We start from the raw sequence: 25,790 nt of genomic DNA, 5'->3' as shown, positions 1-25,790 counted from the left end.
GACGGTTGCGCGCCGCTGTTGCGGGGCACGTCCTGTGACACTCACGTGGTGGCACGTGAGAGGGAGGGAAGGCATGTCAACGGGGGATCAGAACGGCCGGGTTCCGGCCTATCCGGGCGTCGAGCGTTTCGTCGACGCCTTCGACAAACTCGTCGTCCAACCGCGCCGCACCCGCAGCCGGGTGCCCGTCGTGCTGCTGAGCGAGCCGGGCGACGGCCAGGCGGGGCGCCGGATCGTCGCGGGGTTACGCACCCGGCTCCGGGGACGTGAGGGGCGGCTCGCACCGCACGCCTGCGTCCCCGCCGTGCCCGTGGGCGAGCCGGAGCAGCCGCTCGACCTGTTCGAGCAGATCACCTTCCAGCTCGACGAGTCCATGCCGCGCGGCACGGGACGGCTGCGGCTGCCCTCGTACCGGCTGCTGCGAGCCGTCGTCTCGGCGCCCGCCGTCGGGGGACTGATGGAGCGCCGGCCGGGAGAGCTGCGCGACCACTGCTACGCCGAGCACCGCGAGGTGTCCGCGCTCGCCCGCGGACTGTGGTGGCTGGGCGGCCGGGACCAGGCCAACGGCGGCACCCTGCTCGAACTGCTGTGGAACTTCATCGCCGGGCCGCTCTTCCAGCGGTTGCCCCGCGCCCTGTACGGGCGCCGTGCGGGGCGCCGCATGCTGGGCCGCGGCCGTTCCGGTGGCCGCCGCTGGTACGCGGAATGGGTGCGCCAGCAGCAGGGCACTCCGCCGTCCGACTTCTTCCGTTCGGCACTCGATCTCGTGGGAGGCGGCCCGGACGGCGATCCCGAGCAGCTCGACCGGATCCTGGTCCACGCCCTGCTCGCCGACCTGGAGGCCGCGGGCCGCAAAAGGCTGTTCAACCCGTGGCGGCGCCGGCGGGTCAGCCGTTTCGTGCTCCTGGTGGAGGAGGCCGGTCCGGCCGAGTCGCGGATCCAGCGGTTCCTGAGGGAACTGCGCTCGGCGATGGAGGACCTGAGGTGCACATCCGTGGTGGCGGTGGCAGCCGGCGTCCGGACCCTCGCCAGCCGGATCCCCGACATCGAGGTCCCCGGTCTGTCCGCCGCCGGGGCGGACCTGGCCAACATCGCCCAGCGCGGCACCCCGCCGGGGCGGCCGTCGGGCATGGTGGTGCCGGTCGAGGACGGGCCGGAGGACGACCAGGCCGCCACCTACTGGCTGGGCCGCTGGCCGACGCTCGCTCCGCCCACCCAGCGGTGGGGGCCGGGCACCGAGGTGGCCGGGGTGCTCGGCGCGTCGGTGCTGGCCCTGGTGGTGACCACGGGCCTGCTCGCCGGGGTCCCGTTCTCGCGGGTCGGCCCCGATCCGTGCCTCGGCTCCACCTTCCTGGGTACGGACGGGCAGTGCGTCGGCGTCGCGGAGGGCGCGGCGTCGTTCGGCACGGGCGACAGCGAACGAGCCGTGAGGGACGTGCTGCAACGCATCGAGCGGCAGAACGAGCAGGTGGAGGAGGAACTGGCCGGCCGGGACCGCGACGACCCGCGACCGCGCGCCCGTACGGTCGTCTACTTCGGCCCGCTCAGCGGCGGCAAGGACGCCGAGGACCCGGTGCGCGGCGGCACCCTCGCGGAGCTGCGCGGCCTCGCCCTCGCCCAGGCGTATGCGAACGGGCAGGCGCTGCGCACCGGCGAGCGGGTGCCACTGAGGGTGCTGGCGGCGAACGCGGGGGACCGGTTCAAGGACGCCCCCGCCGTGGCCCGCCGGATCGTCGATCTCGCGGACAAGGACGACTCGATCGTCGGGGTCGTCGGCTTCGGCCAGAGCCGGCGGCGCACCTACGAGGCGATGCGCATCTTCGACGACGCCGGTCTCCCGATGGTCGGCACCTCCGGAACCTCCGACGAACTGCTGCGGCAGGGCGAGCACTACTACCAGACCGCGCCCACCGACGCCCGTGCCGGGGAGGTGATGGCGTCCTTCGCCGAGCACGCGCCCATGGTGGGCGGCCGCACCGCGGTGCGGGTGCGGCTGGTCGCCGACCCGGCGGACGCGTACAGCGCGAGTCTCGCGGGCGCGTTCCGCCAGGCGTACGGGGACGAGCGCACCGGCATGCTCCTGTACACGCCGACGGACGCGCCGGAGCCCTCCCCGGTGCCGGGCGCTCCGGCAGGATCCTCGGTCCCCTCCGTGGAGGACCTGGCGCGGGAGGTGTGCCGGGCAGTGGCGGAGGAACCCCGCACGGCGATCGTGTGGGCGGGGCGGGGCAGCCACTTCCAGCTGTTCCTCGGGGAGTTGGCGCGCGATGCGCGGGACTGCCCGAAGGTGACCGTGCTCGGCGGCGACGACGTCACCAATGCCCTGACGGAGGAGCGCCGGCCGTGGCAGGTGTTCGCCGGGCTGACGCTCTACTACGTCTCGCACGGGAGGGCTCCGGCCTTGGCCGGGGCGAGCGGCGAGGCCGCTGCGTTCCTGTCCGCGTACGACAGCACCTACGCGGAGGACCACGGCACCCGCACGGGCGCGATGCGGCAGGACGCGCATGTGGCGCTCGCCTGGGACGCGATGCGGTATCTCGCGGAGGGCATCGACCAGGCGTGGCGCGGAACGGGCGGTCACGACGAGCGGCTCGGACGGCACCTGCTGCAGGCGGTGCTCTACCAGGGCCTCGGCGGCGGAGGCTTCGACGGTGCCACCGGGCGGATAGACGCGCACGGCGCCGCGGGCGGGGGCCGGCTCATGGAGCAGAAGCTGACAGCGGTGGAGCACGGCGGGGCGGGCGGGTCGCGGACGGTGCTGCTGTGCGGGGCGGTGGCACGCGACGACGTGCGCGGCACCTGGGGCGAGGCGAAGCATCCCTGCCCCTGATGCCCGCTGTGGCCGACGCCGTGAACGGGCAGGCGCCACAGGCGTCCGCGAGGTGCCCGCCGGTCACGGGGTGACGCACGCGCCGGTTCCTGGAGCGGGCGATGTTCGTTCCGTTGTTCGTCCCCGGCGGCGACAACGGGCCGACCCCGCCGGGGACGGACGGTGGGGCCGGGGAGGGACGCGGGGTGGCGAAGGCGGGCCGGGGGCCGTGGGGCGCCCGGCCCGGGCTCACCCCTTGGGGCCGTGCAGCAGCGCGGCGATGTGGGCCGCCGCCGTCGACAGATGACGCCTGGCCTCGCCCAGCTGCTCCGACGTCACACCGTGGTCCCGCGCCGCGTCCCGTACGTCGTCACGGAAGCGGTCGAGCAGCCGCTCCAGGTCACGCGCCGGGTCGGCGGAGACCCCCGGCTCCACGGTGTCCTCGGCCCAGTCGGGCTCCGCGTCCGCCGGTTCCGGCTTCACGTACGGCGGCCATGCCGCGCCCCGCGCCAGCCCGCCGAGCTGTGTGGTCAGCTCCGACAGGCCCTCGCGCACACCGGTCGGCCAGTCGCCGCGGGCGAAGTGGTCCTGGACCTGCTCCTGCACCTGCCGGGCGATGCGCTGCATCTCCGCGCGGGCCGTGTCCTGCGCCTCCTGCGCCTGACGGCGTGCCTGCTGGGCGTCCTCACGGGCCCGCCGCGACTCGTCCTTGGCCCGGCGTGCCTGCTCCTTCCACTCCTGCTTGGCCCGCTTGAGCTCCTCCTTCGCGGCCCGCCACGACTCGCTGTCGGCGAGGTCGCCCAGATCCCCGAAGTCCCCGCGGCCGGGACTCCAACCGCCCTTCCCGGCGCCCGACGTCTCGCGGCTGTGGGTCGCCGCCGCCCGCATGTCGCTGCGCAGTCTGCCCGCGGCGCCGCGGACGTCGTCCCGGATCTCGGCGGCCAGTTCGGAGACGGACTCACGGATCTCCAGCTCGAGATCCGCCAGTTCGCCGCTGCGGCCGGCCAGCTCCGCGCGGCCCGCGTCGGTGATCGAGTACACCTTGCGGCCGCCCTCGGTGGCGTGCGTGACGAGGCCCTCGGCCTCCAGCTTGGCCAGCCGCGGGTAGACGGTGCCGGCGCTCGGGGCGTACAGGCCCTGGAAGCGCTCCTCGAGGAGGCGGATCACCTCGTACCCGTGGCGCGGCGCCTCGTCGAGGAGCTTGAGCAGATAGAGGCGGAGCCTGCCGTGGGCGAAGACGGGGGGCATGTCAGAGCACCTTCCCACTCGGGGCGCCCGCGGGCGCCTCCTCGTACGGATCGTCCTCCGCGGGAGGCCGGCGCAGCAGGGCGATGGACCCCGAGACGGTGGTCGCCTTGAGGGTGCCGGTACCCGCGCCGAGGGTTCCGGTGATCCTCCTGGCGCCCCACTGGCCGCTGACCCGCAGATCGTCGAAGGCATTGGAGATCGCGCCGCCGGCGGTGTTCGCGTCGACCCGCGCGTCCGCCGGGTGCGGGAGCCGGATGGCGACCTCGCCGGAGACCGTGGTCAGCCGGATGTCCGTGGGTTTCCCGCCCGGGTCGAGGTCGATGACCATGTCCCCGCTGACCGAGTCGGCCTTCACGGACGCGCCCGCGCCGTCGATCACCGTCAGGTCGCCGGAGACCGAGTTGTAGCGCAGGTCGCCGGTGACCGACTGGGCCTCGAGGTTTCCGGAGACGGTCTCGGCGCGGACGGTGCCGGCCAGGCCGACGAGGGTGGTGTCCCCGGTGACCCCTCGGACCACCGTGGTGCCCCGCACACCGGAGACGACCGCGCCGGCGCTGACGACGCCGACCTCCACGGCCGTGGCCGCCGGGACCACGACGGACACGACGGCACTGCGGCGCGGGCCTGTGCGGTCGAACCACTTGAGGAAGCCCTTCCAGGGCACGTCCTCGTACGCGACGGTGAGCGTCGATCCGTTCCTGGTCACCATCAGGGGAGGGCCTTCCACCTCGGAGATCTCGAGTCGGGTGGAACCCTCGTCGGTGCCCACGACATTGACCGTGCCGCCCACGACGCGGACGTTGAGCGTCGTCGGCGGGTCGTCGAAGGTGAGCTTCCTGGGCTCGGCGACTTCCCATGTGGTCTCTGCCATGGTGCTGACCTCCCGAGGCCGGCCACGACGCAACATATCGCGTCTCGATGACAACACGATATATCGCGGCCCGGGGATGTCAAGGTCGGCCCCGCTCCGACGGTGACACGACCGCCTGCAGTACCCCGTACCGGGATGAACTGCCCTAGCGTGGGGCCATGAACGCGACACCCGCCGGAGCCCTGCTGCTGTGCCGTGCCGAGGTGCCGGCCGTACGGGACCACCTGCATCTGCTGCGCGAACGGATGCTCCTCGCCCCGGCGGGCGACGGGTGGAGCGTCGCGGTCCCGGAGGGCAGACCCTGGCTCGTCGGAGGCGAATCCGTCGACGCCGTCCTGTCGGGATGGGCATCGGCACTCGCCATCGGGGTCAACTGGCCGGTGCTCGCCCTGTGGTGGGACAGCGACCGGGCCGGGTTCACGCTCGCGTCCGGTTTCCGCCGTCCCGTCGGCTACATCTGGCTCGCGGACGGCACGCCGGTCGGCGAGGACGAGGCGATGCGCACCTTCGCGACCCGCCTCGGGCTCGACCCGGTGCTCGATCTGCAGGCCCTGGAACCGCTGACCCGCCCCGACCCGGACTCCGACGCACGGGCCAGGCTCCTGGGCCTCACCGCACTTCTCTCGCGCACCGGCCTCGCCCTCCCCACCGGCCTGACGCCCGGTGACTTTGCGGAGCGACTGCGTACGGCCGCACACGCGGCGCGCGCCGAGGAGGCCGACCCGGCGGACCTGGGGGAGGGAAGCGCCGGCGGTGGCCGCCTCCTGCCCGCGCCGTACCCGTCATGGCTCCGCGCGGCGGGCGCGGCCCAGCTGGTGGCCGGGGTGGCCCTGCTGGCGTGGGGGATGCGGCGGCGCAGCGGGGGGTGGGCGGTGGCGGGAGCGGTGCTCGTCGCGCACGGGCTGCTGCCGCCGGCGTGGGGGCGGTGGCCGAAGGCCTGACGCGACGGCGGTCCTGCTCCGCCGCCGGGTGGCGGGCCTGGTCCGGCTCGGCTACTCGTCCTCGTCCTCGTCGTCGAGGCGGGCCAGCCAGGTGGCGAGGCGCTCGACGGGGACCTCGAAGTCCGGGTTCAGGTCCACGAACGTGCGCAGCTGCTCGGCGAGCCACTCGAAGGTGACCTCCTCCTCGCCGCGCCGCTTCTCCAGTTCCTCGATGCCACGGTCCGTGAAGTACATGGGACCAGCGTAACCAGTGGTCGCAGGGGGGAAGGAATGCGGGACGGGTCGTCCCGGGGAGGGCGTTCGACGAGCAGGGCGAGCGCGACAAGCAGGGCGAGCCGGACATGCAGGACGAGCAGGGGGAGGCGTACATGGAAACGGATCAGGACGTGCGGGAGGTCGAGCTCGGCGACGGGCAGACGATTCTCGCCCGGGTCGGCGTCGTGGGACCCGGCGCACCGGATGCCGACGGCTTCGAGGACGTCGGGACCGCGGACCGGCTGCGCGCCGGCGCGACCCGCGTCAACGAGGTGATCGCGGCGGTAGGTTCGGCCGTCGTCGCCGCGGCGAGCGCCGCCCGGCCGGACGAGATCAGCGCGACCTTCGGCATAGAGCTGGCCGCCAGGCCCGGCAAGGCGGTCGCCGCCGTGCTCGCCGACGGCGAGGCCAAGGCGTCCATCTCCGTCACCCTCACCTGGCATCCCGGTGGTGACGGGCGGCCCGCCGCGGGTCCGGAACCACTCCCCTCCGGCGCAACACCGGGTTAGCCTCTCACCACATGTCTCACTCTCGGGGGAGCGGGGGGCTCATGGCTGATGCGCGTACACACCGGCCCGGTGCCGGGTCGCACAGAGCGGGGCAGCGTGCCGCCGCACCGCCCCCGTACGCCCCCCGTGGTCTCGCGTGAGCCCGCTGGAGGATCCCGTAAGCCGGTGTGTGGTCCGCATCGGTCCCGACGGCGACGGGTATGACCGACGCAGTTCCCGGTTCTGGGGCAGTGGCTTCTTCATCGCCCCGGAGTGGGTGCTGACATGCGCGCACGTCGTCGTGGGGCGGGAGGCGGAGGTGACAGGCAACGAGCAGCCCAAGCGCGTCCGGATCACCACCGACGAGGGACGCGTCCTCACCGGCGAGGTCGTCAGGGTGATGGCCGGAGCCGACCTCGCCCTCGTCCGCGTACCGGAGGCGCGGTCCGCGGACTGCCTGTGGCTGAGCGACCGTTCCGACTGCACCCCGGCCGAAGTGGGGCTCTACGGCTGGGCCCAGGCCCAGGACGGCGGGGCAGACTTCCTGGCCCCCACCGGCCTGGCCACCGGCGGCCGCAGAGGCAACCCGATGACGCTGCAGAGCGCCGTGGTGCTGCACGGCTGCTCGGGCGGTCCCGTCGTCGACGCGCGGCACGGAGCCGTCATCGGCGTCGTCAAGAGCAAGGCGCAGGGCGACGCCACGGTCGGCCGCGCCTCGCCCACCACCCGGCTGCGCGCCCTGTGCGACGAACCGGGCTCGGACGACGCCCGGCTGTGGCACGAGGTCATCGCGGCCCACGACCGCCACCACATGGACCGTTACGCCCGGGCCGGCGACAGCTGGCCCCGACTGCAGACCCGGCTGGCCGCCCAGCAGCGCCGGCCGCACCTCTTCGCCCCCGACATGCGGGCCCGGCTGTACGGGCTGTTCGCCGCTGTCGCGCCGCCGTCCGGCGCCGGCCAGGTGCTGCACCTGGTCAACGAGGCCCGCAGGCTCGTCCTGCGCGGGCCCCGGCGGCTCGACGCGGACGCCCCCAGCGACTGGCGCGACGGCACCGGTCTGCTCTACGACCCGCGGGACGCCACAGAGGCGTCCGAGTCGCAGGGCCGGGACCTCGAACTGGAGGCCGTGGTCCTCTACGCCGCCATGGTGCACGCCGCCGTCGGCACTCCCGGCGATCCGGACGCGGCGGCCCTGCGCGACTGGGTCGAGGCCACCGCGCACCGCCTGCGCAACGACGTGATCAGGGAGTCCGTCCCCGGCCTCCTCACCACGGGCGCGCAGGGCGGCCAGGAGGCCCACGACGACGTGCTCGTGGTGATAGGCCCCGAGCTCTACGGCACCTACCGCTGGCAGGTCCGGCTTGTCGGCGCCGACGGGCGGACCACGACGCTGCGGAACGACGACGAAGGCGCCACGCGCGAGGAGTTGGAGTCCTCGCTGCGGGAGGCGCTGGCAGCCGCCGTCGTGGGCGCCGACGTCGGTGAACATCTGGCGGCCGTCGACTTCCTGCTGCCGCGCGCCCTGTTCGACGAACCGGTCGACGAATGGCGGTTGCGACTGCCGCGGCCCGGCGAGCCGCCGAGCGTGCACACGCTGCCCATCGGGCGCCGGCGGGTCGTCGCCCTGCGCGACCAGCTCCGCCGTCACGACGGTGCCACACCCGAGTGGCGGCGCGGCTGGACCGCCCTGGAACAGGGGCCGTTGTCCGCCCGGCCGCTCTGCGCCGACGTACCCGCGTCCGGGCACCGCGCGCTGACGCCGGAGAGCGAGGAGGCCGCCTACACCCGCCTGCTCGACGGCCCTTCGGGGACGGTCCCGGTGTATTGCGCCAGCACGGCGCACGGACGTGGATCCGCGGTCCTCACCCGGGCGTTCCACGCCGGGCACGCCGCCGTCATCTGCCGCCGAACCGGTGACACGGACCACGACGACTGCGCCGACTTCCATGAGCGGGCGGCCCGGCTGGTGCACGAGGCCGGCACCGGCAGAGCCCTGCGCGAACGCATCCGCCTGCTGCGCAACATGAGCGCCGCGGCCGAACTGCCGGACCACGACGCAGCCTGGGCACGGCACATCGTCCTCATCTACGATCCACCCGACAGGCAGGCACTCCACAGCGTTTCCCCCGGCCCACCGGGCGGGGTTCCCCACGACCCGCCCCCCGGCGTACCGCCCGACCCACCGCCGTGAGACACCCAGCCGGCCTCGACGCCCGTGCGAGCGGTCAAAGCGGGCAGGAGACCCCTAGGATGCCGTGCCCGCCGGGCCGGCAGCGATGAGGAGCCCACAGTGAGTGACTGGCACATCTACCGGGGAGCGGGTTATCCGCACGACGACATCCGGCGGTTACCGGATCCTCCGCCGTGGCGCGACTTCCGCGCCCAGCGGCCCGACGTCGCCCGCAGGCTCGGGGTCGAACGACGGCTGGTGGAGTCGTTCCACCCCCGGCCGGAGGAGGTGGAGGCCGTCAACGCGGCGCTGCTGCTGCGCCGTCCGCTGCTCGTCACCGGCAACCCGGGCACCGGGAAATCGACCCTCGCGCATTCTCTCGCGCACGAGTTGAAGCTCGGCCGCGTGCTGCGCTGGCCCATCGTCAGCCGCACCACTCTCCAGGACGGGCTCTACCACTACGACGCCATCGGCAGGCTCCAGGACGTCCAGCTGGACCGGGCCGTCGCCGGAGGTTCCGTACAGCAGCCGCCGATCGGCTCCTACATCCGGCTGGGGCCGCTCGGCACGGCCCTCCTGCCGACCGGGGACGGGCTGCCGCGGGTCCTGCTCATCGACGAGTTCGACAAGAGCGACATAGACCTCCCGCACGACCTGCTGAACATCCTCGAGGACGGCGAGTTCGCGATCCGTGAGCTGGAGCGCCGCGCGGAACGCGAGCCGGAGACCGAGGTGCTGACCGACGACGGGACGACCGCGACGGTCACCGGCGGCCGTGTCCGGTGCACCACCTTCCCCGTCATCATCCTCACGTCCAACGGCGAACGGGACTTCCCCGCGGCCCTGTTGCGGCGCTGCATCCAGCTCGACCTCAAGGCCCCCGGAGAGAAGCAGCTGGCCGCGATGGTCACCGCGCACCTCGGCGAGGAGGCACTGGAGGAGGGCGCCGGGCTCATCAGCCACTTCCTGCAGCGGGCACCGGGCCAGGTCGTCGCCACCGACCAGCTGCTGAACGCCCTGTACGTGACCCGGCAGGCCGCCGACGCCGAACAGGTCACCAGGGACAGGCTCGCCGAAATGCTCCTGCGTCCGCTGGACCGCCCGAGGTGATGGCCGATGAACACGCCTGGCCGACGGCAGGCGGACCACCTGACCGAGCCCCTCGCGGAGCTCGTCTCACGGATGCGCGCGACGGGCCTCGAGCCTTCGGCGGAGGGCCTGGCCGATGCCCTGTGGCTGGCCCGCCTGACCACCGAGTCACGCCCACCGGCCGGCGGCCCGCCGGCCGGTGAACCGCTGAGCCGTCCGTCCGCGGGCACGCCCGCGGACACGACGCGACCGGGTACGGGCGCACCGCTGCCGGGGGCGCGTCCCGGCCCGCACACCACCGAGCACACGGCACCCGTCTCCCTCTATGTCCCGTCGGCCCCCGACGCCGCACCGGTGCGGTCGTTCCCGATACGCGCACCCGCCACGGCGGCCCTGTCCGGCCTGCTCGACCTGCAGCGCTCGCTGCGGCCGCTGCGCGGCTACCGCCCACCCGTGCCGCCCGCGCCCGGCAGGGAGCTCGACGAGCGGGCGACCGCGGAACGCAGCGCCCGGGAAGCCCTCCTCGTACCCGTGACCAGGCCCGCCGACCGGCGTTCCACAGAGATCCAGCTCCTCATGGACGCCTCACCGACCGCGTCGGTGTGGCAGCTCACCCTGGAGCGGCTGCGGCAGGCGTGCGAACGCCTCGGCGCGTTCCGCGACGTCCAGGTCCATTACCTCCACGCCGGGCCCGACGGCACCCCGATGGCCGGCACCGGCCCCGATCCGCACCGCACCCGGCTGCGCCCCGCCGACCAGCACCGCGACACCACCGGACGGCGCCTCACCCTGGTGGTCAGCGACTGCGCCGGCACGCTGTGGCAGTCGGGCCGGGCGCAGCGGCTGCTGCACCGGTGGGCGGCGTCCTCACCCGTGGCGGTGGTCCAGCCGCTCCCGCCCCGGCTCTGGGACCGCACCGCGCTGCCCGCGGGGCCCGGCACCGTCGAGCGCGTGCCCGGCTCCTCGCGCGGCGTCCGGTTCGTGCCCGACGAGGGATACCTGGCCGCCGCCCCGCCCGCCCCCGGTGATCTCGCGGTGCCCGTCCTGCTGCCGACCGAGCGGGTGCTCGGCAACTGGGCCCGGGTCGTGGGCTCGAACGGCGGACGCACGATGCGTGGCGCGGCCGCCTGGGTGGGCGCGGGCCACCCGCCGCGGCCCGGACCCGGTCCCCGCGGGACGGCGGCGACACCGGGTGCCCGGCTGCGTGACTTCCAGGGCTCCGCCTCGCCCGGCGCCGTCGAACTGGCCGTGCATCTCGCGGCCGTGCCGCTCTACCTGCCGGTGATGCAGCTGGTGCAGGAGGCCCTGCTGCCGGACACCGGGCCGATGGAACTGGCCGAGGTGCTCCTCGGCGGCCTGCTGGACCGGCTGCCGGACACGGCGGACGTGCCGGGCCCGCAGTACGAGTTCGCCCCCGGGGTCCGTGAGGTGCTGCTGCGCATGCTCGACCGGGGCGCGGCGGAGCTGGTGCTGAAGTACCTCTCCGAATACATCGGCCGCCGCTTCGGCAGGGGGATGCGCAACTTCCCCGCCCTGGCCGTCGCCCGGCTTCAGGGCCAGGACCCGGACGGAGCCGGTCCGGACGACACCGACGGGGCACGGGAGGGCGACGAGGCCGGGGAAGCCGTCAGGGAGGCGCTGTTCGCCCACGTCTCCGCGCGCGTGGTGCGCTGGTACCGGCCCGCCCGGCCGGTGCCAGGACGGCTGGACGAGGCCGAGCGGCTGCTCGGCCTGTGGCGCGACCAGCGCGACGAGCAGCTCCTGCTGGACGCGCAGCGGCTGGCGGAGACCGCCGTGGACGACGGCGGCGGCGAACGGGCCAGGCACCTGCTGGGCCAGATCCTCCACGCCCGCGCCGGCACCGCGGAACTGCACAGCGGCCCCGGCGGCGCCCGGAGCCTGCTGCTGCGCGCGGAGCGGCTGCTGGCCGGCGACGACCCCGGCGCGGCGGTGCGCCGGGGAGCCGTCCAGCACGACCTGTGGCGTCAGGAGCGGCAGAGCACCGCATGGCTGTACGCGGCCGGCGACAGCCTGCGCGCCGGCGGACCGGTGAGCGATGCCCCGCAGACCGAGGCGGTACGCCGGCTCCGACTGGGCAGGGTCCTGCTCGATCTGGCCCGCTCGGAACCGGACGACCCCGCTCACGCGCCGGCGGCCGTACGGGAACTGCGCGACGCGTGCGACCAGTTGAAGCGGACCGGCGCCCATCCGCGCCGTCGTGCCGCCGCCCTGCTCGACCTCGTGGCCGCGCTGCGGATCGTGGGCTCCGCGGACCAGACGGCCCTGCTCGGCCTCGTCGCGGCGGCGGAGCAGGTGGCCGACGGCAGTGACGCACTGCTCCTGCGCTGCCTGCGTGAGCGCGCCCGCTGCCACCGGGAGCTGCGCGACTGGGACGCGGCGGCCCGTGGCTACGCGGACGCCGAGCGCCGGGCGCCGCGCGACAGCGCCGTCAGGTGCGAGGTCCTCGCCGAATGGGGCGAGATGCAGCTCGTGGACGCCCGCCTGCCGGACCGGGCCATCGCCATCCTCCGAGAGGCGCTCACCAACCTGCCCGCCAGAGTGGGCCCGCTGCGCTGGCGTCTGCACCTGCTGCTGGGCAGTGCCCTGGTCGAGCGGTATCTCAAGGGACAGGACGGCGGCGGCCGTTCGCTGCCCGACCTGTACGAGGGATGCCACCTGATCGAACAGGCGGCCCACCACGGCGGCGACCCGGCCACCCGTGCCGCGTCCTGGCTGGCCCTGGCCGGCGCGCAGCTCGCCTTCCCCGGCCCGCGGGCCCACTTCGGCGCGGCACAGACGGCGTACACCAGGGCGCTGCGCGAGAGTGCGGAAGTGGGCGGAGCACCGTCCGAGACGGCGGCACGGGCCCTGCACGGCAGGGCCGTGCTGTACGAACGCCGGCAGCTCCCGGCGTCCGCGCTGGACGACTACCGGGCCGCGGCGGCGCTGTGGGACCGGCTGGCGGACGAGGGGACGCCGGGAGCGTCGGACGAGGTACGGGCGACCAGGGACCGGCTTCTGGCCCTGGAGGGCACGGGCGGCGGGGAGGGCCAGGGTCCGGCCGGATCCTGAACTCCCTGTAAGGGGAACGGGTTTCCGAAACACGCCGGTCGGGAAGTAAAAGCGTCACGGCATCGCCTCCACGGGGGCATCAGGGAGGAGAACAGCGTGCTGCAGCAGCGTGAGGCCGGCTCCGTACGGATGGGCCGTGATCCCGTCGTCCGTCCCGCGCTTCCCGACCTGACCGGCGTCGACCTGCACACTCTTCACGCGATGGACGAGGACGCGGCACTGTGTGCGGCCGTGGAGCAGGTGCTGGCCTGCCCGGGAAGCCTCACGGAGGCCTGGGCGGACGGGACATGAGCGGTTCGTTACAACGGCGAAATCCGGCCGGATCACGCCTCGCGGCGCGATCGTGGCCGTGAGCGCCCCGTTCACGGTCCCGCCCGGCTCGACGGCCAGGCTCGCCTCCACCCGGCCCGCTCCCGAGGACCAATGGCTGCTCGACCGCGCGGTCCACAGCCGTCGGCTGGTCCTGCTCAAGGCCCTGCTCGCCCGGATGCGGCGTGAACCGCTCCCCGACGCGGCAGCGGCACACTTCCGGCGCGACTGGCGGCTGCTGGAGAGCGCGGAGAACGGGCGGCCCGCGCGGGCGCGGCAGGTCCTCGACCACCCGTCCACCGGCAGTTGGCTGGTCCACACGCTGAACGCGAGCGGCCCGGCCCTGACCACCGCGCTGCCGCACCTGGGCGAGATAGCCGTCGCGGTCGCCCTGCGCACCGGCGCCGCCCTGCACACCACGGTCACGGCCACCGACGGCCTGCTCGTACTGCCGGGTCTCGGCGTCCTCGACGCGCGCACCGACCGGACACGCGTGGTCCCCGTGCCACGCGGACTGCTGCTCAGCCCTGCCGGACGGAAGACCGCCACGGTCCTGCTGTGGCGCGGCGGACGCGGAACGGGCCCCGGCTGGCGGGGCCTTCCGGTGCTGCCCGGCAGCCGGGCGAGGCTCGACGACATCGCCGTGCACCGGGCGCCGGACGCGGTGGTCGGACACCGGAGCACGGCCGTGGAGCCCGCCCGTGCCTGGCGGGCCGAGTGGCGTGGCGCGGTGAACCTGCTCGAGGCGGCCGACCCGCGGCGCGCGGCCGAGATCACCGGCCTGACGCGCTCCGTGGTGCCGATGGCCGGCGGCCGCGGCGGCCCGTCCAGCGGCAGTCTCCGGGCCGAGCCCTGGGCCGTGCACACCGTACTGCCGGGCTCGGCGCGGCGGTTCGCCGAGGTGCTGGTGCACGAACTGCAGCACAGCAAGCTCAATGTGCTCTGCGACCTGGTCCGCCTCCACCGCGCCGACAGGGTCCCCCGGTACCGGGTCGCCTGGCGGGCCGACCCGCGGCCGTTCGAGGGAGTGCTGCAGGGTACGTACGCGCATCTGGCGCTCGCCGATCTGTGGGACCGGGTGGCGGGCCGTCCCGGTGCCGCGCCCGCCGCGCGCAGACGCTCCCGCGTCCGCCGTGAGGAGTATCGCGAACAGGTCGCGCAGGCACTGCCGATCCTGCTGGAATCAGGTGAACTCACCGTTGAGGGACGGCAGTTCGTCATGGGCATGCAGAGGCATCACGCGCATCTCGGGATACGTGCCGGTACCTCGTTCGCACGCCCCGACGACGTGCAGTCGGATGGTGACGTTCGGTAACATTCCTGTCGCGTCACCGGAGAGTGACGCGGGCCGATGATGAGGAGACGCGCGCATGGGCGCTCAGCGGCACGTGGCGGACGGCGGTGCGCCCGTTCGGGAGTCCGAACACTTCGTGGTGGCCTTCCCGGGCTACCACAGGTCGTGGGCCAACTGGATAGCGCACCGGCTCGAAGCACACGGCCACCGGGTCACCTCGCACCGCTGGGACCCGCACCGTGAACAGCCGCTGGAGGAAGCGCTCGGCGACCTGCTGCTGGCCAGCGGCCGGGTGCTCCTGGTGCTCAGTGACTGGTTCTTCCAGCTGGGCCCACGCCGTGAGGGCGAGTGGAACGACGTGCTGCGCGGCTTCGTCTCCGCGAACGCCGACCGCTTCGCCGCGGTCAACCTCACCAACCGCGCGCTGCTGCCCTCGACCGCGGTGCTCGAACCGGTCGACCTGTGGGGCATCACCGAACAGGAGGCCGAGCGACGGCTGCTGGCCAGGCTCGGTGTCGAAGTCGTACCGCGCGTGACCCTGCCGCCCTCCGCCGCGGGCTCCCGCTACCCGAGCGACGCGCCCCCGGTGTGGGGCGAAGTACCCCGCCGCAACGCCCGGTTCACCGGCCGCGACGAACTGCTCAACCAGATCCAGCACTCCCTCAACGACGCCGAGCCCGGCGGCGCGGTGTGCGCCCTGGTCGGCATGGCGGGCATCGGCAAGACCCAGATCGCCACCGAGTACGCCCACCGCTTCAGCCCCGACTACGACGTCGTCTGGTGGGTCAACTCCGACCAGCGGGGCACCCGCCGTGACCGGTTCGGCGAGCTGGCCCCCGTACTGGGGCTGCGTACGGGCTCCGAGCCCGGCGAACGGATCCGTGCCGTACGGGACGCGCTGCGGCGCGGCGAGCCCCACGGCCGCTGGCTGATCGTCTTCGACGGCTGGGAGGAGGTCGGCGAGGCCCTGGAGATGCTGCCGCAGAGCGGCACCGGCCACGTACTGATCACCTCCCGCAACCACGGCTGGCGGAGCACGGCGAACGTCCTCGAGGTGCCGGTCTTCCTCCGTTCCGAGTCGACCGGCTATCTGATGCGCCGGGCGCCCCACATCAGCGCCGCGGACGCCGACCGGGTCGCCGTCGAGTTCCAGGACCTGCCGCTTCAGCTCGCGCACGCGGCCGCCCTGCTCGCCGTGTCCCGTATGCCCGTCGCCGAGTACCTGGACAAGGTGCGCACCGGTGAGCTCAACCCGCTCGACTCCGGCGTCACCGAGCTCGGCGACTACCCGCAGTCCTCGCTGACCTCCTGGTCGATCCTCTTCAACAGCCTGGTCGACTCGGAACCGCGCGCCCTCGAGGTCCTCAAACTCTGCGCCTGCTTCGCGCCCGGCCGTATCCCCATCGGCCTGGTCCGCGGAGTGTCCGCCGGTGACCTGCCCGAGCAACTGCGCTGGATCGCCGGGCACACCCCGGAGTGGCCCCGCGCCCTGGACGCGCTCGTCAACTACTCGGTGATCACCCGCGACTCCCGCAGCCTCAACGTGGCCTCCGGCGGCGAGGCCGGTCTGCGCGACGAGTCGGTCCACATGCACCGGGTCGTGCACGGCATCGTCACCGAACTGACCGCGGGCGACGACCGCGACATGTACCGCGCGGTGATCCGGCAGGTGCTGGTCGACGCCGACCCCGGCGAGCCGTCCGACAGCAGGCTGTGGCCCCGTTTCGCCGAGATCCTGCCCCAGCTGACTCCTTCGGGGGCCCTGGCCAGCACCGACGACCGCACCGTGAAGCTGGTGCTGCGCTGCCTGAGGTACTGCCATGTCAGCGGGGAGTTCAAGGTGGGCATCGAGCTCGCCGAGCGGGTCAGGGACTCGTGGAGCACCCTGTTCGAGCCGACCGCGCAGCCGCTGCTCGACCTGATCACCGAGCACACGGTCATCCTGCGGGCGAGCGGCCGCTTCCACGAGGCGTACGAGATCGACAAGGCCGCCCTCGCGCGGCTGGGCGAGCAGCCGGGCGCCGACGAGATCGCGCTGATGAACGCCCACAGCAGCGTCGCGTCCGACCTGCGCTTCCTCGGCCGGTACCCCGAGGCGTACCGGCTGCAGGACGAGGTGGTGACGACCGCCCGCGCCATGCTCGGCGCCGAGGAGTGGACCACGCTGCGCGCCCAGCACAACCTCGGCGTGGTCCTGCGCCTCCAGGGCCGGTACCGGGAGGCGTACGAGATCGACCTCGACACGCTCCGCAAACGGGAGCTCGTGCTGCGCGCCCGGCACCCCGAGACGCTCCACTCGGGCAGCGCCTGCGCCCGTGACCTGCGTCTGATGGGTCTCTACCAGGACGCGCTCGCCCGTCAGGAACTGGGCCTGCGGCTCCAGTTGCAGGTGCTCGGCGAACGCCACCCCCACACCCTGTGGTCGCAGCACAACCTCATCATGTGCCGGCGCCGGGCCGGCACGCCCGGTCCGGACATCGGCCCGCAGATGGCCGAACTGCTCGAGCGCCACGAGCGGGTCTACGGCAAGGGCCACCACAACAGCCTGATGCTGGTCACCGACTACGCGAACTACCTGCGGGTGCACGGGGACCTGAGCCTGGCACGGGAGCTGATCGGCGAGGCGGAGGAGAGCTACCGCCGGCTCGTCGGCCAGGCCCACCCCGTACCCACCGGAATGCAGTCCAACACCGGGCTGCTCCTGCAGGCGGAGGGCGACCGGGACGGCGCGCTCAACATGTTCGAGCAGGCGCTGACCGGGCTGCGCACCGTGCTGGGCGAGGACCATCCGTGGACGCTGGGCTGCGCGCTGAACGCCGCGGGGGGACGCAATCTCTCCGGCCGGCTGGACGACGCGGTGGAGCTCAGCAGGGACACCGTCGCCCGTGCGCGCAGGGTGCTCGGCATCGACCATCCGATGACCCTGTCGAGCCAGACCGCTCTCGCGGCGGATCTGCGGGCGGTGGGCGAGCGGGAGGAGGCGGGCAAGGTCGAGGAGGACACGCTGCAGAAGCTGACGCGGACGATGGGCGCGCAGCATCAGCACACCCTCTCCGCCCGCCAGCGGATCCGCCCCTACTGGGACTTCGAGCCCTACCTGGGCTGAGGCCCGCGGCCCGATCCGGCGCGGCCGGGTTCGGGGCCCGTACGGTCTGGCTGGGGTCGGTGCCGTACGTTCCGGGCTCGGGCAGTCCGTTCCGGGCTCGGGCCGCGCGGCCCGGTCGGGGCCTGCACGGTCCGGTTTGGGCTCGGGCAGTCTGTCCCGCCCTGCCGCCCTGCCGCCCGGTCCGGGCTCCGTGCCGACCGGGCTCCGGCTCGGGCGCGCGCGGTTTGGGCTCCGCGCGATTCCCCGGTCCGGTGCGTGCGTCCCGGCCGGGACGCCGGAGGGCCCGGCACCCCTGTCCTAGGGGTGCCGGGCCCTCCGGCGTCGTGCGGTGCCGCGTCAGGCGTCGAAGACCTCGTCGACCAGCTGCTGCTGCTCCGCCTGGTGGCGCTTCGCGGAGCCCACCGCCGGGGACGAGCTGTGCGGACGCGAGATGCGCCGCAGACGCTCGCCGTGCGGGATGTCCGCGCCGACGGCCAGGTCCAGGTGGTCGATCAGGTTGAGCGCGATGAACGGCCAGGCACCCTGGTTCGCCGGCTCCTCCTGCGTCCACAGGTACTTCTCGGCGTTCGGGTACTTGGCGATCTCGGCCTGGAGCTCGGCGCCCGGCAGCGGGTACAGACGCTCGAGGCGGATGATCGCCGTTTCCTTGTCGCCGCGCTTCTGACGCTCGGCCTCGAGGTCGTAGTAGACCTTGCCCGCGCAGAAGACGACCTTGCGGACCGCGGCCGGGTCCACGGAGTCGTCGCCGATCACCGGACGGAAGCCGCCGGTGGTGAACTCCTCCGCCTTCGACGCCGCCGCCTTCAGACGCAGCATCGACTTCGGGGTGAAGACGATCAGCGGCTTGTGGTGCGGGTTGTGGACCTGCCAGCGCAGCAGGTGGAAGTAGTTCGACGGCAGGGTCGGCATCGCGACCGTCATGTTGTCCTGCGCGCACATCTGCAGGAAACGCTCGGGACGCGCGGAGCTGTGGTCCGGGCCCTGGCCCTCGTAGCCGTGCGGCAGGAGCAGCGTGACGCCGGAGTGCTGGCCCCACTTCTGCTCGGCGGAGGAGATGAACTCGTCGACGACGGTCTGGGCGCCGTTGACGAAGTCACCGAACTGCGCCTCCCACATGACCAGCGCGTCCGGACGGGCCAGCGAGTAGCCGTACTCGAAGCCCATCGCCGCGTACTCGCTGAGCAGCGAGTCGTAGACGTTGTAGCGGGCCTGGTCCTCGGACAGGTAGAGCAGCGGGGTGTAGTCCTCGCCGGTCTCCTGGTCCACCAGCACCGCGTGGCGCTGGCCGAACGTGCCACGGCGGGTGTCCTGGCCGGAGAGGCGGACCGGGGTGCCCTCCATCAGCAGCGAGCCGATGGCGAGCGTCTCGCCCATGCCCCAGTCGATCGTGCCGTCCTCGACGGACGCCGCGCGGCGCTGCATCTGCGGCAGGAGCCGCGGGTGCACGGTGATGTGGTCGGGGATGTTGACCTGGGACTCGGCGATCCGCTTGACGATCTCCTGGGAGACGGCCGTGTTGATCGCGACGGGGAACTCGGCCTCGACGTCCGGGACGTGGGCCGGGGCCGGGTGGCTGGTGGCCTCGCGGACCTCCGCGAACACCTTCTCCAGCTGGCCCTGGAAGTCCTGGAGCGACTGCTCCGCCTCTTCCAGCGTGATGTCGCCGCGACCGATCAGCGACTCGGTGTAGAGCTTGCGCACCGAGCGCTTCTTGTCGATCAGGTTGTACATCTGCGGGTTGGTGAACGAGGGGTTGTCGCCCTCGTTGTGACCGCGGCGGCGGTAGCAGATGAGGTCGATCACGACGTCCTTGTTGAACGTCTGGCGGAACTCGAAGGCGAGCCGCGCCACGCGCACGACGGCCTCCGGGTCGTCACCGTTCACATGGAAGATCGGCGCCTCGATCATGCGGGCCACGTCCGTCGCGTACATCGAGGAACGCGACGACTCCGGGGCGGCGGTGAAGCCGACCTGGTTGTTGATGACGACGTGGACCGTGCCGCCGGTGCGGTAGCCGCGCAGCTGCGACATGTTGAGCGTCTCGGCGACGACACCCTGGCCGGCGAAGGCCGCGTCACCGTGCAGGGCGATCGGCAGGACCGTGAAGTCCGTGCCGCCCTTGTTGATGACGTCCTGCTTGGCGCGGGAGACACCCTCGAGGACCGGGTCCACGGCCTCCAGGTGGGAGGGGTTGGCGACCAGCGAGACCTTGATCTGCTCGCCGTCGAGACCGGTGAAGGTGCCCTCGGCTCCCAGGTGGTACTTCACGTCGCCGGAGCCGTGCATCGACTTCGGGTCGAGGTTGCCCTCGAACTCCCGGAAGATCTGCGCGTACGACTTGCCGACGATGTTCGCGAGGACGTTCAGACGGCCGCGGTGGGCCATGCCGATGACGACCTCGTCCAGGCGCGACTCGGCCGCCGAGTCGATGACCGCGTCGAGCAGCGGGATGACGGACTCGCCGCCCTCCAGCGAGAAGCGCTTCTGGCCGACGTACTTCGTCTGCAGGAAGATCTCGAACGCCTCGGCGGCGTTCAGCCGGCGCAGGATGCGCAGCTGCTCCTCGCGCTCCGGCTTGCTGGTGGCGCGCTCGACCCGGTCCTGCAGCCACTTGCGCTGCTTCGGGTCCTGGATGTGCATGAACTCGATGCCGGTGGTGCGGCAGTACGACTCGCGCAGCACGCCCAGGATGTCGCGCAGCTTCATCATCGACTTGCCGGCGAAGCCGCCGACGGCGAACTCGCGCTCCAGGTCCCAGAGCGTGAGGCCGTGCTCGGTGATGTCCAGGTCGGGGTGCTTGCGCTGGCGGTACTCCAGCGGGTCGGTGTCGGCCATGACGTGGCCGCGGACCCGGTAGGAGTGGATCAGCTCGAAGACCCGCGCGGCCTTGGTGACGTCGTCGTCGTGGGAGGCGTCGATGTCCTTGAGCCAGCGGACCGGCTCGTAGGGGATGCGCAGCGCCTCGAAGATCTCGTCGTAGAAGTTCTCCTCGCCGAGGAGGAAGTTCGCGACGATCCGCAGGAACTCGCCGGAGGCGGCGCCCTGGATGACGCGGTGGTCGTACGTCGAGGTGAGGGTCATCACCTTGGAGATGCCCAGCTTGTTCAGGGTGTCCTGCGAGGTGCCCTGGAACTCGGCCGGGTAGTCCATGGAGCCGACGCCCATGATGACCGACTGCCCGGGCATCAGACGCGGCACGGAGTGGACGGTGCCGAGGCCGCCGGGGTTGGTCAGCGAGACGGTGACGCCGGTGAAGTCGTCCATCGTCAGCTTGTTGTTGCGGGCGCGGCGGACGATGTCCTCGTAGGCCTGCCAGAACTCGAAGAAGTTCAGCGTCTCGGCCTTCTTGATGCCCGCGACGACCAGCTGGCGGTCGCCGTTCGGCTTCACCAGGTCGATGGCCAGACCGAAGTTCACGTGGTCGGGCTTGACCAGGGTCGGCTTGCCGTCCTTCTCCGCGAAGGACCAGTTCATCGACGGCATGGCCTTGATGGCCTGCACCATCGCGTACCCGATGAGGTGCGTGAAGGAGATCTTCCCGCCGCGGGCGCGCTTGAGGTGGTTGTTGATGACGATGCGGTTGTCGAAGAGCAGCTTCACCGGGACGGCGCGCACGGACGTGGCCGTGGGCAGCTCCAGCGAGGCGTTCATGTTCTTCGCGACCGCGGCGGCGGGGCCGCGCAGCGTCACGAACTCGGGACCGTCGGCCGGCGTGGCGTCGGCCTTCGCCGCCGCCGCGGGCTTGGCGGCGGCCTTCGCGGGCTGCGCCGGGGCGGCCGCGGGGGCCGCCTTGGCGGGGGCCGCGGGAGCGGGCGCCTGCGGTGCGGGGGCGGCGGGGGCCGAAGCGGCGGGCGCGGGCTGCGCCGGGGCCGCGGGCTGCGCCGGAGCGGCGGCGGCCGGGGCGGGTGCCGCCGTGCCGGTGTCGCTCTGAGTCTGCTTCGCCCCCGCGGCAGGGGCGTCGGCCGTGGCGGCCGCCCCCGGCTTGTAGTCGGCGAAGAAGTCCCACCAGGCACGGTCGACCGAATTCGGGTCCTGGAGGTACTGCTGGTAGATCTCGTCGACGAGCCACTCATTCGCGCCGAACGCGGCGGCAGGGTTCTGACCCTGCCCGGCTTGGTCGGTCGAGAGACTCGAGTTACTGGGGGACTGAGACGACACGGCGAGAACCGCCCTCTTCCGCTTCACAAGGTGATGGACAGCGGAAATAAAGGCTACGCCTCCCTGGCCGGGAGGTGCAGGCCGGGCCGGTCAACGTCGTGCAAGTCACACCGAACGGCGCGTTTCGGGGCTGGGAATGGCGGGAAACAAGCATGGTTCGGTAGAGCCGGGGTACGCCTGACGGCGGTCGCGGGCCTTCGGCCCGCGTCCCTGTCGGATGCCCGGCGACGTTCTGACCGGCTGCTTTCCGCTGCTCGGTCCGTCGGCTTCCCGTGTAGTGACCTCTTACACGCAGAATCTGTGCTTCCGGTTCGAACCCTACGTCAACTGCGTGCCGACCTGATCCCCGGAAGGATGACCTGGATGCGGCAGCCATGTACGGATTCGGCCACACCGATGCGCCCACCGTGGAGATCGACCGCCCAGCGCGCGATGGCCAGCCCCAGACCCGTACCGCCGTCGCTGCCCGGCCCGTGCGGCGAGGGCACGCTGCCCCGGTTGAAACGCTCGAAGACCCGGTGGCGCTCCTGCTCCGGGATGCCCGGGCCCTCGTCCAGCACCTCCAGGTCGAGCGACTCCGGGTGCGGCCCGCGCCGCGCGCGTACCGTCACCCGGCCGTGCGGCGGGGAGTGCCGCACCGCGTTGTCGATGAGGTTCGCCACGACCTGGTGCAGCCGCTCCGCGTCCGCGTGCGCCGTCAGCTCCGGCGGGGACACGTCCAGGTGCAGATGGACGTCGGTACGCGTGTGATGCCCGGAGCCGGACGCGAGGCCGCGCCGCGAGGACGCCAGATTGGCCTCCTTCAGCACGCCGGACAGATAGGGCCACACCTCGAAACGGGAGGCCCGCAGCGGCAGCACCCCGTTGTCGAGGCGGGAGAGGTCGAGCAGTGTCTCGACCAGGCGGCCCAGCCGCTCCGTCTGCTTCAGCGCCGTGCGCATCGTCTCCGGATCGGCGGCGGACACTCCGTCGACGACGTTCTCCAGCACCGCGCGCAGTGCGGCGATCGGGGTGCGCAGCTCGTGCGAGACGTTGGCGACCAGTTCCTTGCGGTGCTGGTCCACGGCTTCGAGATCGTCGGCCATGCGGTTGATCGTCGAGGCCAGGTCGCCCAGCTCGTCGCGGCGGTCGGCGCCGCGCACCCGGCGGGTGTAGTCGCCGTGCGATATGCCCCTGGCGACCTTGTTCATCTCGTCCAGCGGCGCGGTCAGACCGTGCGCCACGAACTGGGTTATCAGCAGCGTGGCGATGATCGTGAAGACCGTGATGAACCGCACCTCGGTCTTGCTGTGGAAGGCCATCAGCATCAGACCGGTGGTGATGAAGACCGAGACGACGACGAGCGTGCTCAGCTTCGTCTTGATCGAGATCGTGATGGACGCTGTGCTCAGCCCTCTGCGCCGCGTGCCGCACGGCCGCCGCCGTTTCATGGCGCCGGCGTCTCCAGGGCGTAGCCCACCCCGTGGACGGTGCGGATCCGCTCCGCGCCGATCTTGCGGCGCAGTGCCTTGATGTGGCTGTCGACCGTGCGTGTTCCGGACGCGTCCGCCCAGTCCCAGACCTCCGCGAGCAGCTGCTCACGGGAGAGGACCGCGCGGGGCGTGTTCGCCAGACAGACCAGCAGGTCGAACTCGGTCGGCGTCAGGTGGACGTCCTCGGCCCGCACCCGCACCCGGCGCTGCGCGTGGTCGATCTCCAGCTCGCCGAGGCGCAGGATCCCGCTGCGCGGGGTGACCGCCGCCAGCGCCGCCCGCTCCACGCGGCGCAGCAGGACGTGCACCCTGGCCGCGAGCTCCCGCATCGAGAACGGCTTGGTCATGTAGTCGTCGGCGCCGACGCCGAGGCCGACCAGCATGTCGGTCTCGTCGTCACGCGCGGTGAGCATCAGGACCGGTACCGGCCGCTGTGCCTGCACCCGGCGGCAGACCTCGAGCCCGTCGAAGCCCGGCAGCATGACGTCAAGGACCATCAGGTCCGGTTGCCATGCGTCCGCGGCGTCGACCGCGGCAGGGCCGTCGAGCGCCGTCTGGACCAGGAAGCCCTCGGCCCGCAGTCGTGCGGCGATGGCGTCGACGATCGTGGCGTCGTCCTCCACCACCAGCACCCGGCGCTGGGCGCCGGGAGTGGCCGCGACGCCGCCTTGCGTGGTGTGTGTCTGCTCCATCGCCCCGCCCTTGTACGCGTTTTCTGCGTGCTGCATCTGGTTCTGCTTCGAAGGTGGATTCGGTGTGTAGTCCAGCAGCGTAAAGGCAGCGACGTCGTCCCGGCTACGCAGGGCGAACGCCGAGGTGGACGACGTCCGGTACGCCCCGGGCAAGGTGGATCTCTTCGGTTCTTACCCCGCTGAATCCGGCATTCCGCATCGCTTCCTCGAAGGCCGCGGACGGCTTTGCGGACCATACGGCAAGCACTCCGCCCGGCTCCAACGCAGCTCGGCACGCCGCGAGTCCGGCCGGTGAGTAGAGGTCCTCGTTGTCCTCGGTGACGGTCCAGTCGGGGCCGTTGTCGATGTCCAGACACAGGGCGTCGTAACGGTCCGCAGTCGAGGTCAGGTGACTCATGAGATCCGTGTGAAGGATCACGCACCGTGGATCGCCGAGCGCCTCGCCGGAGATCGCGGCGAGCGGTCCGCCGCGGTGCCAGTCGATGATCGCCTGTTCCCTCTCGACCACCGCGATCCGTCGCCATGACGGCATCGCGGCGGCGTGGGCGAGCGAGAAGCCGACCCCGAGGCCGCCGATGAGGACCCGAGGCGCGACGTTGCCGGTGCCGATCGCCTGGTGGGCGGCGTCGACGAGCAGCCGCTCCGACCGGCCGTCGGAGGTGTCCATCAGGAAGCAGCCGTTGGCGATGATCTCGTAGACCTTCCCGTCGCCGTCCCCCCGGCTGCGGAGCACCACCTCCCCGAAGGGGCCCTCGCGCCGGTCCAGTGTGACGGGAGCGTCGGTGGCGGGGAACGGCATGGCTATCGGCCTCCGGTGCGGCTGTGGGATGACGACACGGACCGGGGCCATTTTGGCCGGGTGCCGAGTGAACGGACAAACCATCGGCCCCGCCGCCCCTTCCACGGGGAGGGACGCGGCAGCGGTCGGACGGGTTCCTGCCCGTCCGCGCGCCGGTCACACGTCCCCGCCGCCGCTGCCGCCCACCGGCGCCGCGCGGCGTCGTGACCGGGCGGGCGGCCACGGTCCGCGCCCGCCTGCCCGGTCAGGTCCCGGCCGGTGCGTGGAACAGGCTCACCAGCGGTACCCGGACCTGCCAGCCCACGGACTCGTAGAGGGCGCGGCCGTCCGGCGTGGCACCGAGCACGCCGACGGTGGCGCCGTGGTCGAGGGCGGCGTTGTGGAGGGTGTCCATCACGAGCCTGCCGAGGCCCTTGCGGCGGTGTTGTGGAGCGGTCTCCACCTGGTCCACGACCGCGGTGCGTCCGGTCGGGGCGATCTGGGCGCGCGCGGCGAAGGAGCCGTCCGCGGCCACGACCAGGGCACGGACGACGCCACCGCGGGTCCAGGTCCGCAGGGTGTAGCCGTCCGGCACCACGGTCCGGGTGCGCCGGAGCCGTGCGTGCATCAGCCAGCCGGGCTCGTCGACGGTCCAGTCGGGGCCGGCCCACTCGACGACGGCATCGGGGTCGGCGAAGACCTTCAGCCACACCGTGGGCGCGGCCACCTCGGCGGCGACCTTGCGCACCGTGGCCTCGTCGGCCGCGGTCAGGACGTGGCGGGTGGCCTGCTTGACCTGGCCGACGTCGACGGTGAGGCCCCAGGGCCTGTGCACCGGGTCCGCCGCTCCGCGCGAGACGACCCAGCCCTGAACCCAGGCGTGGACGATCTCCGCCGTCGACTCGAAAGACATACGGGACTCCTCGGCAGCGTTCTTCGAACTTCAGCTGGGGTTAGTAATAGATGCTAAGCAAGAGAGACTATTACACACGAGTCTCCGGGCCCGCTACTGGTCGGCGCTCTGTCGTCCGAATC

Annotated in this window: 17 protein-coding genes; 9 read left to right on the top strand and 8 right to left on the bottom strand. The window is 72.8% G+C overall.

Going from position 1 to position 25,790, the window contains the following annotated elements; genetic code table 11:
* The first annotated feature begins 73 nt into the window (after positions 1 to 73).
* Complete coding sequence (locus ACFYV1_RS26845) at positions 74 to 2,830, top strand: ABC transporter substrate-binding protein (RefSeq protein ID WP_389398155.1); 2,757 nt, start codon at positions 74 to 76, stop codon at positions 2,828 to 2,830.
* A 228-nt stretch (positions 2,831 to 3,058) separates the two neighbouring features.
* Here the strand turns inward: ACFYV1_RS26845 and ACFYV1_RS26840 are convergent, their stop codons facing one another.
* Both ACFYV1_RS26840 and ACFYV1_RS26835 read right to left on the bottom strand, forming a co-directional pair.
* Positions 3,059 to 4,057, bottom strand: a complete 999-nt coding sequence (locus tag ACFYV1_RS26840) for a helix-turn-helix transcriptional regulator (protein ID WP_389398154.1) — start codon at positions 4,055 to 4,057, stop codon at positions 3,059 to 3,061.
* Between the two features lies 1 nt (position 4,058).
* Positions 4,059 to 4,928 carry a DUF4097 domain-containing protein gene (locus ACFYV1_RS26835; RefSeq protein ID WP_389398153.1) on the bottom strand — a complete coding sequence of 290 codons (870 nt, stop codon included), beginning with the start codon at positions 4,926 to 4,928 and terminating at the stop codon, positions 4,059 to 4,061.
* A 158-nt stretch (positions 4,929 to 5,086) separates the two neighbouring features.
* Here ACFYV1_RS26835 and ACFYV1_RS26830 point away from each other — a divergent pair, with 158 nt between their 5' ends.
* Positions 5,087 to 5,869, top strand: coding sequence for a hypothetical protein (locus tag ACFYV1_RS26830; RefSeq protein ID WP_389398152.1), 783 nt, complete (start codon positions 5,087 to 5,089; stop codon positions 5,867 to 5,869).
* A gap of 51 nt (positions 5,870 to 5,920) precedes the next feature.
* Here the strand turns inward: ACFYV1_RS26830 and ACFYV1_RS26825 are convergent, their stop codons facing one another.
* Positions 5,921 to 6,103 carry a DUF6104 family protein gene (locus ACFYV1_RS26825; RefSeq protein WP_003961784.1) on the bottom strand — a complete coding sequence of 61 codons (183 nt, stop codon included), beginning with the start codon at positions 6,101 to 6,103 and terminating at the stop codon, positions 5,921 to 5,923.
* 134 nt (positions 6,104 to 6,237) lie between these two features.
* On the opposite strand from ACFYV1_RS26825, the gene ACFYV1_RS26820 reads away from it, so the two are divergent.
* The 7 genes from ACFYV1_RS26820 to fxsT all read left to right on the top strand — a co-directional run bounded on the left by ACFYV1_RS26820 (position 6,238) and on the right by fxsT (position 17,655).
* Positions 6,238 to 6,633 (top strand): CU044_2847 family protein, encoded by a 396-nt coding sequence (locus ACFYV1_RS26820; RefSeq protein WP_389398151.1) that lies wholly within the window; start codon positions 6,238 to 6,240, stop codon positions 6,631 to 6,633.
* Between the two features lie 136 nt (positions 6,634 to 6,769).
* The gene (locus ACFYV1_RS26815; protein WP_389398150.1) at positions 6,770 to 8,806 is read left to right on the top strand and encodes a trypsin-like peptidase domain-containing protein; all 2,037 of its coding nucleotides are present in this window, start codon (positions 6,770 to 6,772) and stop codon (positions 8,804 to 8,806) included.
* 99 nt (positions 8,807 to 8,905) lie between these two features.
* A complete protein-coding gene (locus ACFYV1_RS26810) occupies positions 8,906 to 9,895 on the top strand; it encodes an AAA family ATPase (RefSeq protein WP_389398149.1) in 990 nt (329 codons plus the stop codon).
* A gap of 6 nt (positions 9,896 to 9,901) precedes the next feature.
* Entirely contained in the window at positions 9,902 to 12,946 is a 3,045-nt protein-coding gene (locus ACFYV1_RS26805; RefSeq protein WP_389398148.1) for an SAV_2336 N-terminal domain-related protein, read from the top strand.
* Positions 12,947 to 13,042: 96 nt separating this feature from the next.
* Positions 13,043 to 13,237 carry a hypothetical protein gene (locus ACFYV1_RS26800; RefSeq protein ID WP_389398147.1) on the top strand — a complete coding sequence of 65 codons (195 nt, stop codon included), beginning with the start codon at positions 13,043 to 13,045 and terminating at the stop codon, positions 13,235 to 13,237.
* 58 nt (positions 13,238 to 13,295) lie between these two features.
* Positions 13,296 to 14,570, top strand: a complete 1,275-nt coding sequence (locus ACFYV1_RS26795; protein WP_389398146.1) for an aKG-HExxH-type peptide beta-hydroxylase — start codon at positions 13,296 to 13,298, stop codon at positions 14,568 to 14,570.
* 55 nt (positions 14,571 to 14,625) lie between these two features.
* Positions 14,626 to 17,655: an FxSxx-COOH system tetratricopeptide repeat protein gene (gene fxsT, locus ACFYV1_RS26790; RefSeq protein ID WP_389398145.1), complete on the top strand. Its 3,030-nt coding sequence runs from the start codon at positions 14,626 to 14,628 to the stop codon at positions 17,653 to 17,655.
* A gap of 336 nt (positions 17,656 to 17,991) precedes the next feature.
* Here fxsT and ACFYV1_RS26785 read toward each other — a convergent pair whose 3' ends face one another.
* The 5 genes from ACFYV1_RS26785 to ACFYV1_RS26765 form a co-directional block, all read right to left on the bottom strand.
* Positions 17,992 to 21,813, bottom strand: coding sequence for a multifunctional oxoglutarate decarboxylase/oxoglutarate dehydrogenase thiamine pyrophosphate-binding subunit/dihydrolipoyllysine-residue succinyltransferase subunit (locus ACFYV1_RS26785; protein WP_389398144.1), 3,822 nt, complete (start codon positions 21,811 to 21,813; stop codon positions 17,992 to 17,994).
* A gap of 323 nt (positions 21,814 to 22,136) precedes the next feature.
* The gene (locus tag ACFYV1_RS26780) at positions 22,137 to 23,243 is read right to left on the bottom strand and encodes an ATP-binding protein (protein ID WP_389398143.1); all 1,107 of its coding nucleotides are present in this window, start codon (positions 23,241 to 23,243) and stop codon (positions 22,137 to 22,139) included.
* Positions 23,240 to 23,977, bottom strand: a complete 738-nt coding sequence (locus tag ACFYV1_RS26775; protein WP_100111355.1) for a response regulator transcription factor — start codon at positions 23,975 to 23,977, stop codon at positions 23,240 to 23,242. The genes ACFYV1_RS26780 and ACFYV1_RS26775 overlap by 4 nt, the downstream gene beginning before the upstream one ends.
* A gap of 103 nt (positions 23,978 to 24,080) precedes the next feature.
* The gene (locus tag ACFYV1_RS26770; protein WP_389398142.1) at positions 24,081 to 24,776 is read right to left on the bottom strand and encodes a spermidine synthase; all 696 of its coding nucleotides are present in this window, start codon (positions 24,774 to 24,776) and stop codon (positions 24,081 to 24,083) included.
* 244 nt (positions 24,777 to 25,020) lie between these two features.
* The gene (locus ACFYV1_RS26765; RefSeq protein ID WP_389398141.1) at positions 25,021 to 25,668 is read right to left on the bottom strand and encodes a GNAT family N-acetyltransferase; all 648 of its coding nucleotides are present in this window, start codon (positions 25,666 to 25,668) and stop codon (positions 25,021 to 25,023) included.
* Between the last annotated feature and the right edge of the window lie 122 nt (positions 25,669 to 25,790).

Source organism: Streptomyces sp. NPDC003023 (assembly GCF_042888225.1).
Lineage (GTDB): Bacteria > Actinomycetota > Actinomycetes > Streptomycetales > Streptomycetaceae > Streptomyces.
Note: the sequence above shows the minus strand (reverse complement) of the source record. Positions and strands in the feature narration are given on the sequence as shown.

What these genes read in the sequence shown, in the direction of transcription:
- ACFYV1_RS26840 (WP_389398154.1), bottom strand. Translation starts at nt 4,057, where the DNA reads ATGCCCCCCGTCTTCGCCCACGGCAGGCTCCGCCTCTATCTGCTCAAG.
- ACFYV1_RS26770 (WP_389398142.1), bottom strand. Translation starts at nt 24,776, where the DNA reads ATGCCGTTCCCCGCCACCGACGCTCCCGTCACACTGGACCGGCGCGAG.
- ACFYV1_RS26765 (WP_389398141.1), bottom strand. Translation starts at nt 25,668, where the DNA reads ATGTCTTTCGAGTCGACGGCGGAGATCGTCCACGCCTGGGTTCAGGGC.
- ACFYV1_RS26780 (WP_389398143.1), bottom strand. Translation starts at nt 23,243, where the DNA reads ATGAAACGGCGGCGGCCGTGCGGCACGCGGCGCAGAGGGCTGAGCACA.
- fxsT (WP_389398145.1), top strand. Translation starts at nt 14,626, where the DNA reads ATGGGCGCTCAGCGGCACGTGGCGGACGGCGGTGCGCCCGTTCGGGAG.
- ACFYV1_RS26830 (WP_389398152.1), top strand. Translation starts at nt 5,087, where the DNA reads ATGAACGCGACACCCGCCGGAGCCCTGCTGCTGTGCCGTGCCGAGGTG.
- ACFYV1_RS26825 (WP_003961784.1), bottom strand. Translation starts at nt 6,103, where the DNA reads ATGTACTTCACGGACCGTGGCATCGAGGAACTGGAGAAGCGGCGCGGC.
- ACFYV1_RS26805 (WP_389398148.1), top strand. Translation starts at nt 9,902, where the DNA reads ATGAACACGCCTGGCCGACGGCAGGCGGACCACCTGACCGAGCCCCTC.
- ACFYV1_RS26835 (WP_389398153.1), bottom strand. Translation starts at nt 4,928, where the DNA reads ATGGCAGAGACCACATGGGAAGTCGCCGAGCCCAGGAAGCTCACCTTC.
- ACFYV1_RS26845 (WP_389398155.1), top strand. Translation starts at nt 74, where the DNA reads ATGTCAACGGGGGATCAGAACGGCCGGGTTCCGGCCTATCCGGGCGTC.
- ACFYV1_RS26820 (WP_389398151.1), top strand. Translation starts at nt 6,238, where the DNA reads ATGGAAACGGATCAGGACGTGCGGGAGGTCGAGCTCGGCGACGGGCAG.
- ACFYV1_RS26775 (WP_100111355.1), bottom strand. Translation starts at nt 23,977, where the DNA reads ATGGAGCAGACACACACCACGCAAGGCGGCGTCGCGGCCACTCCCGGC.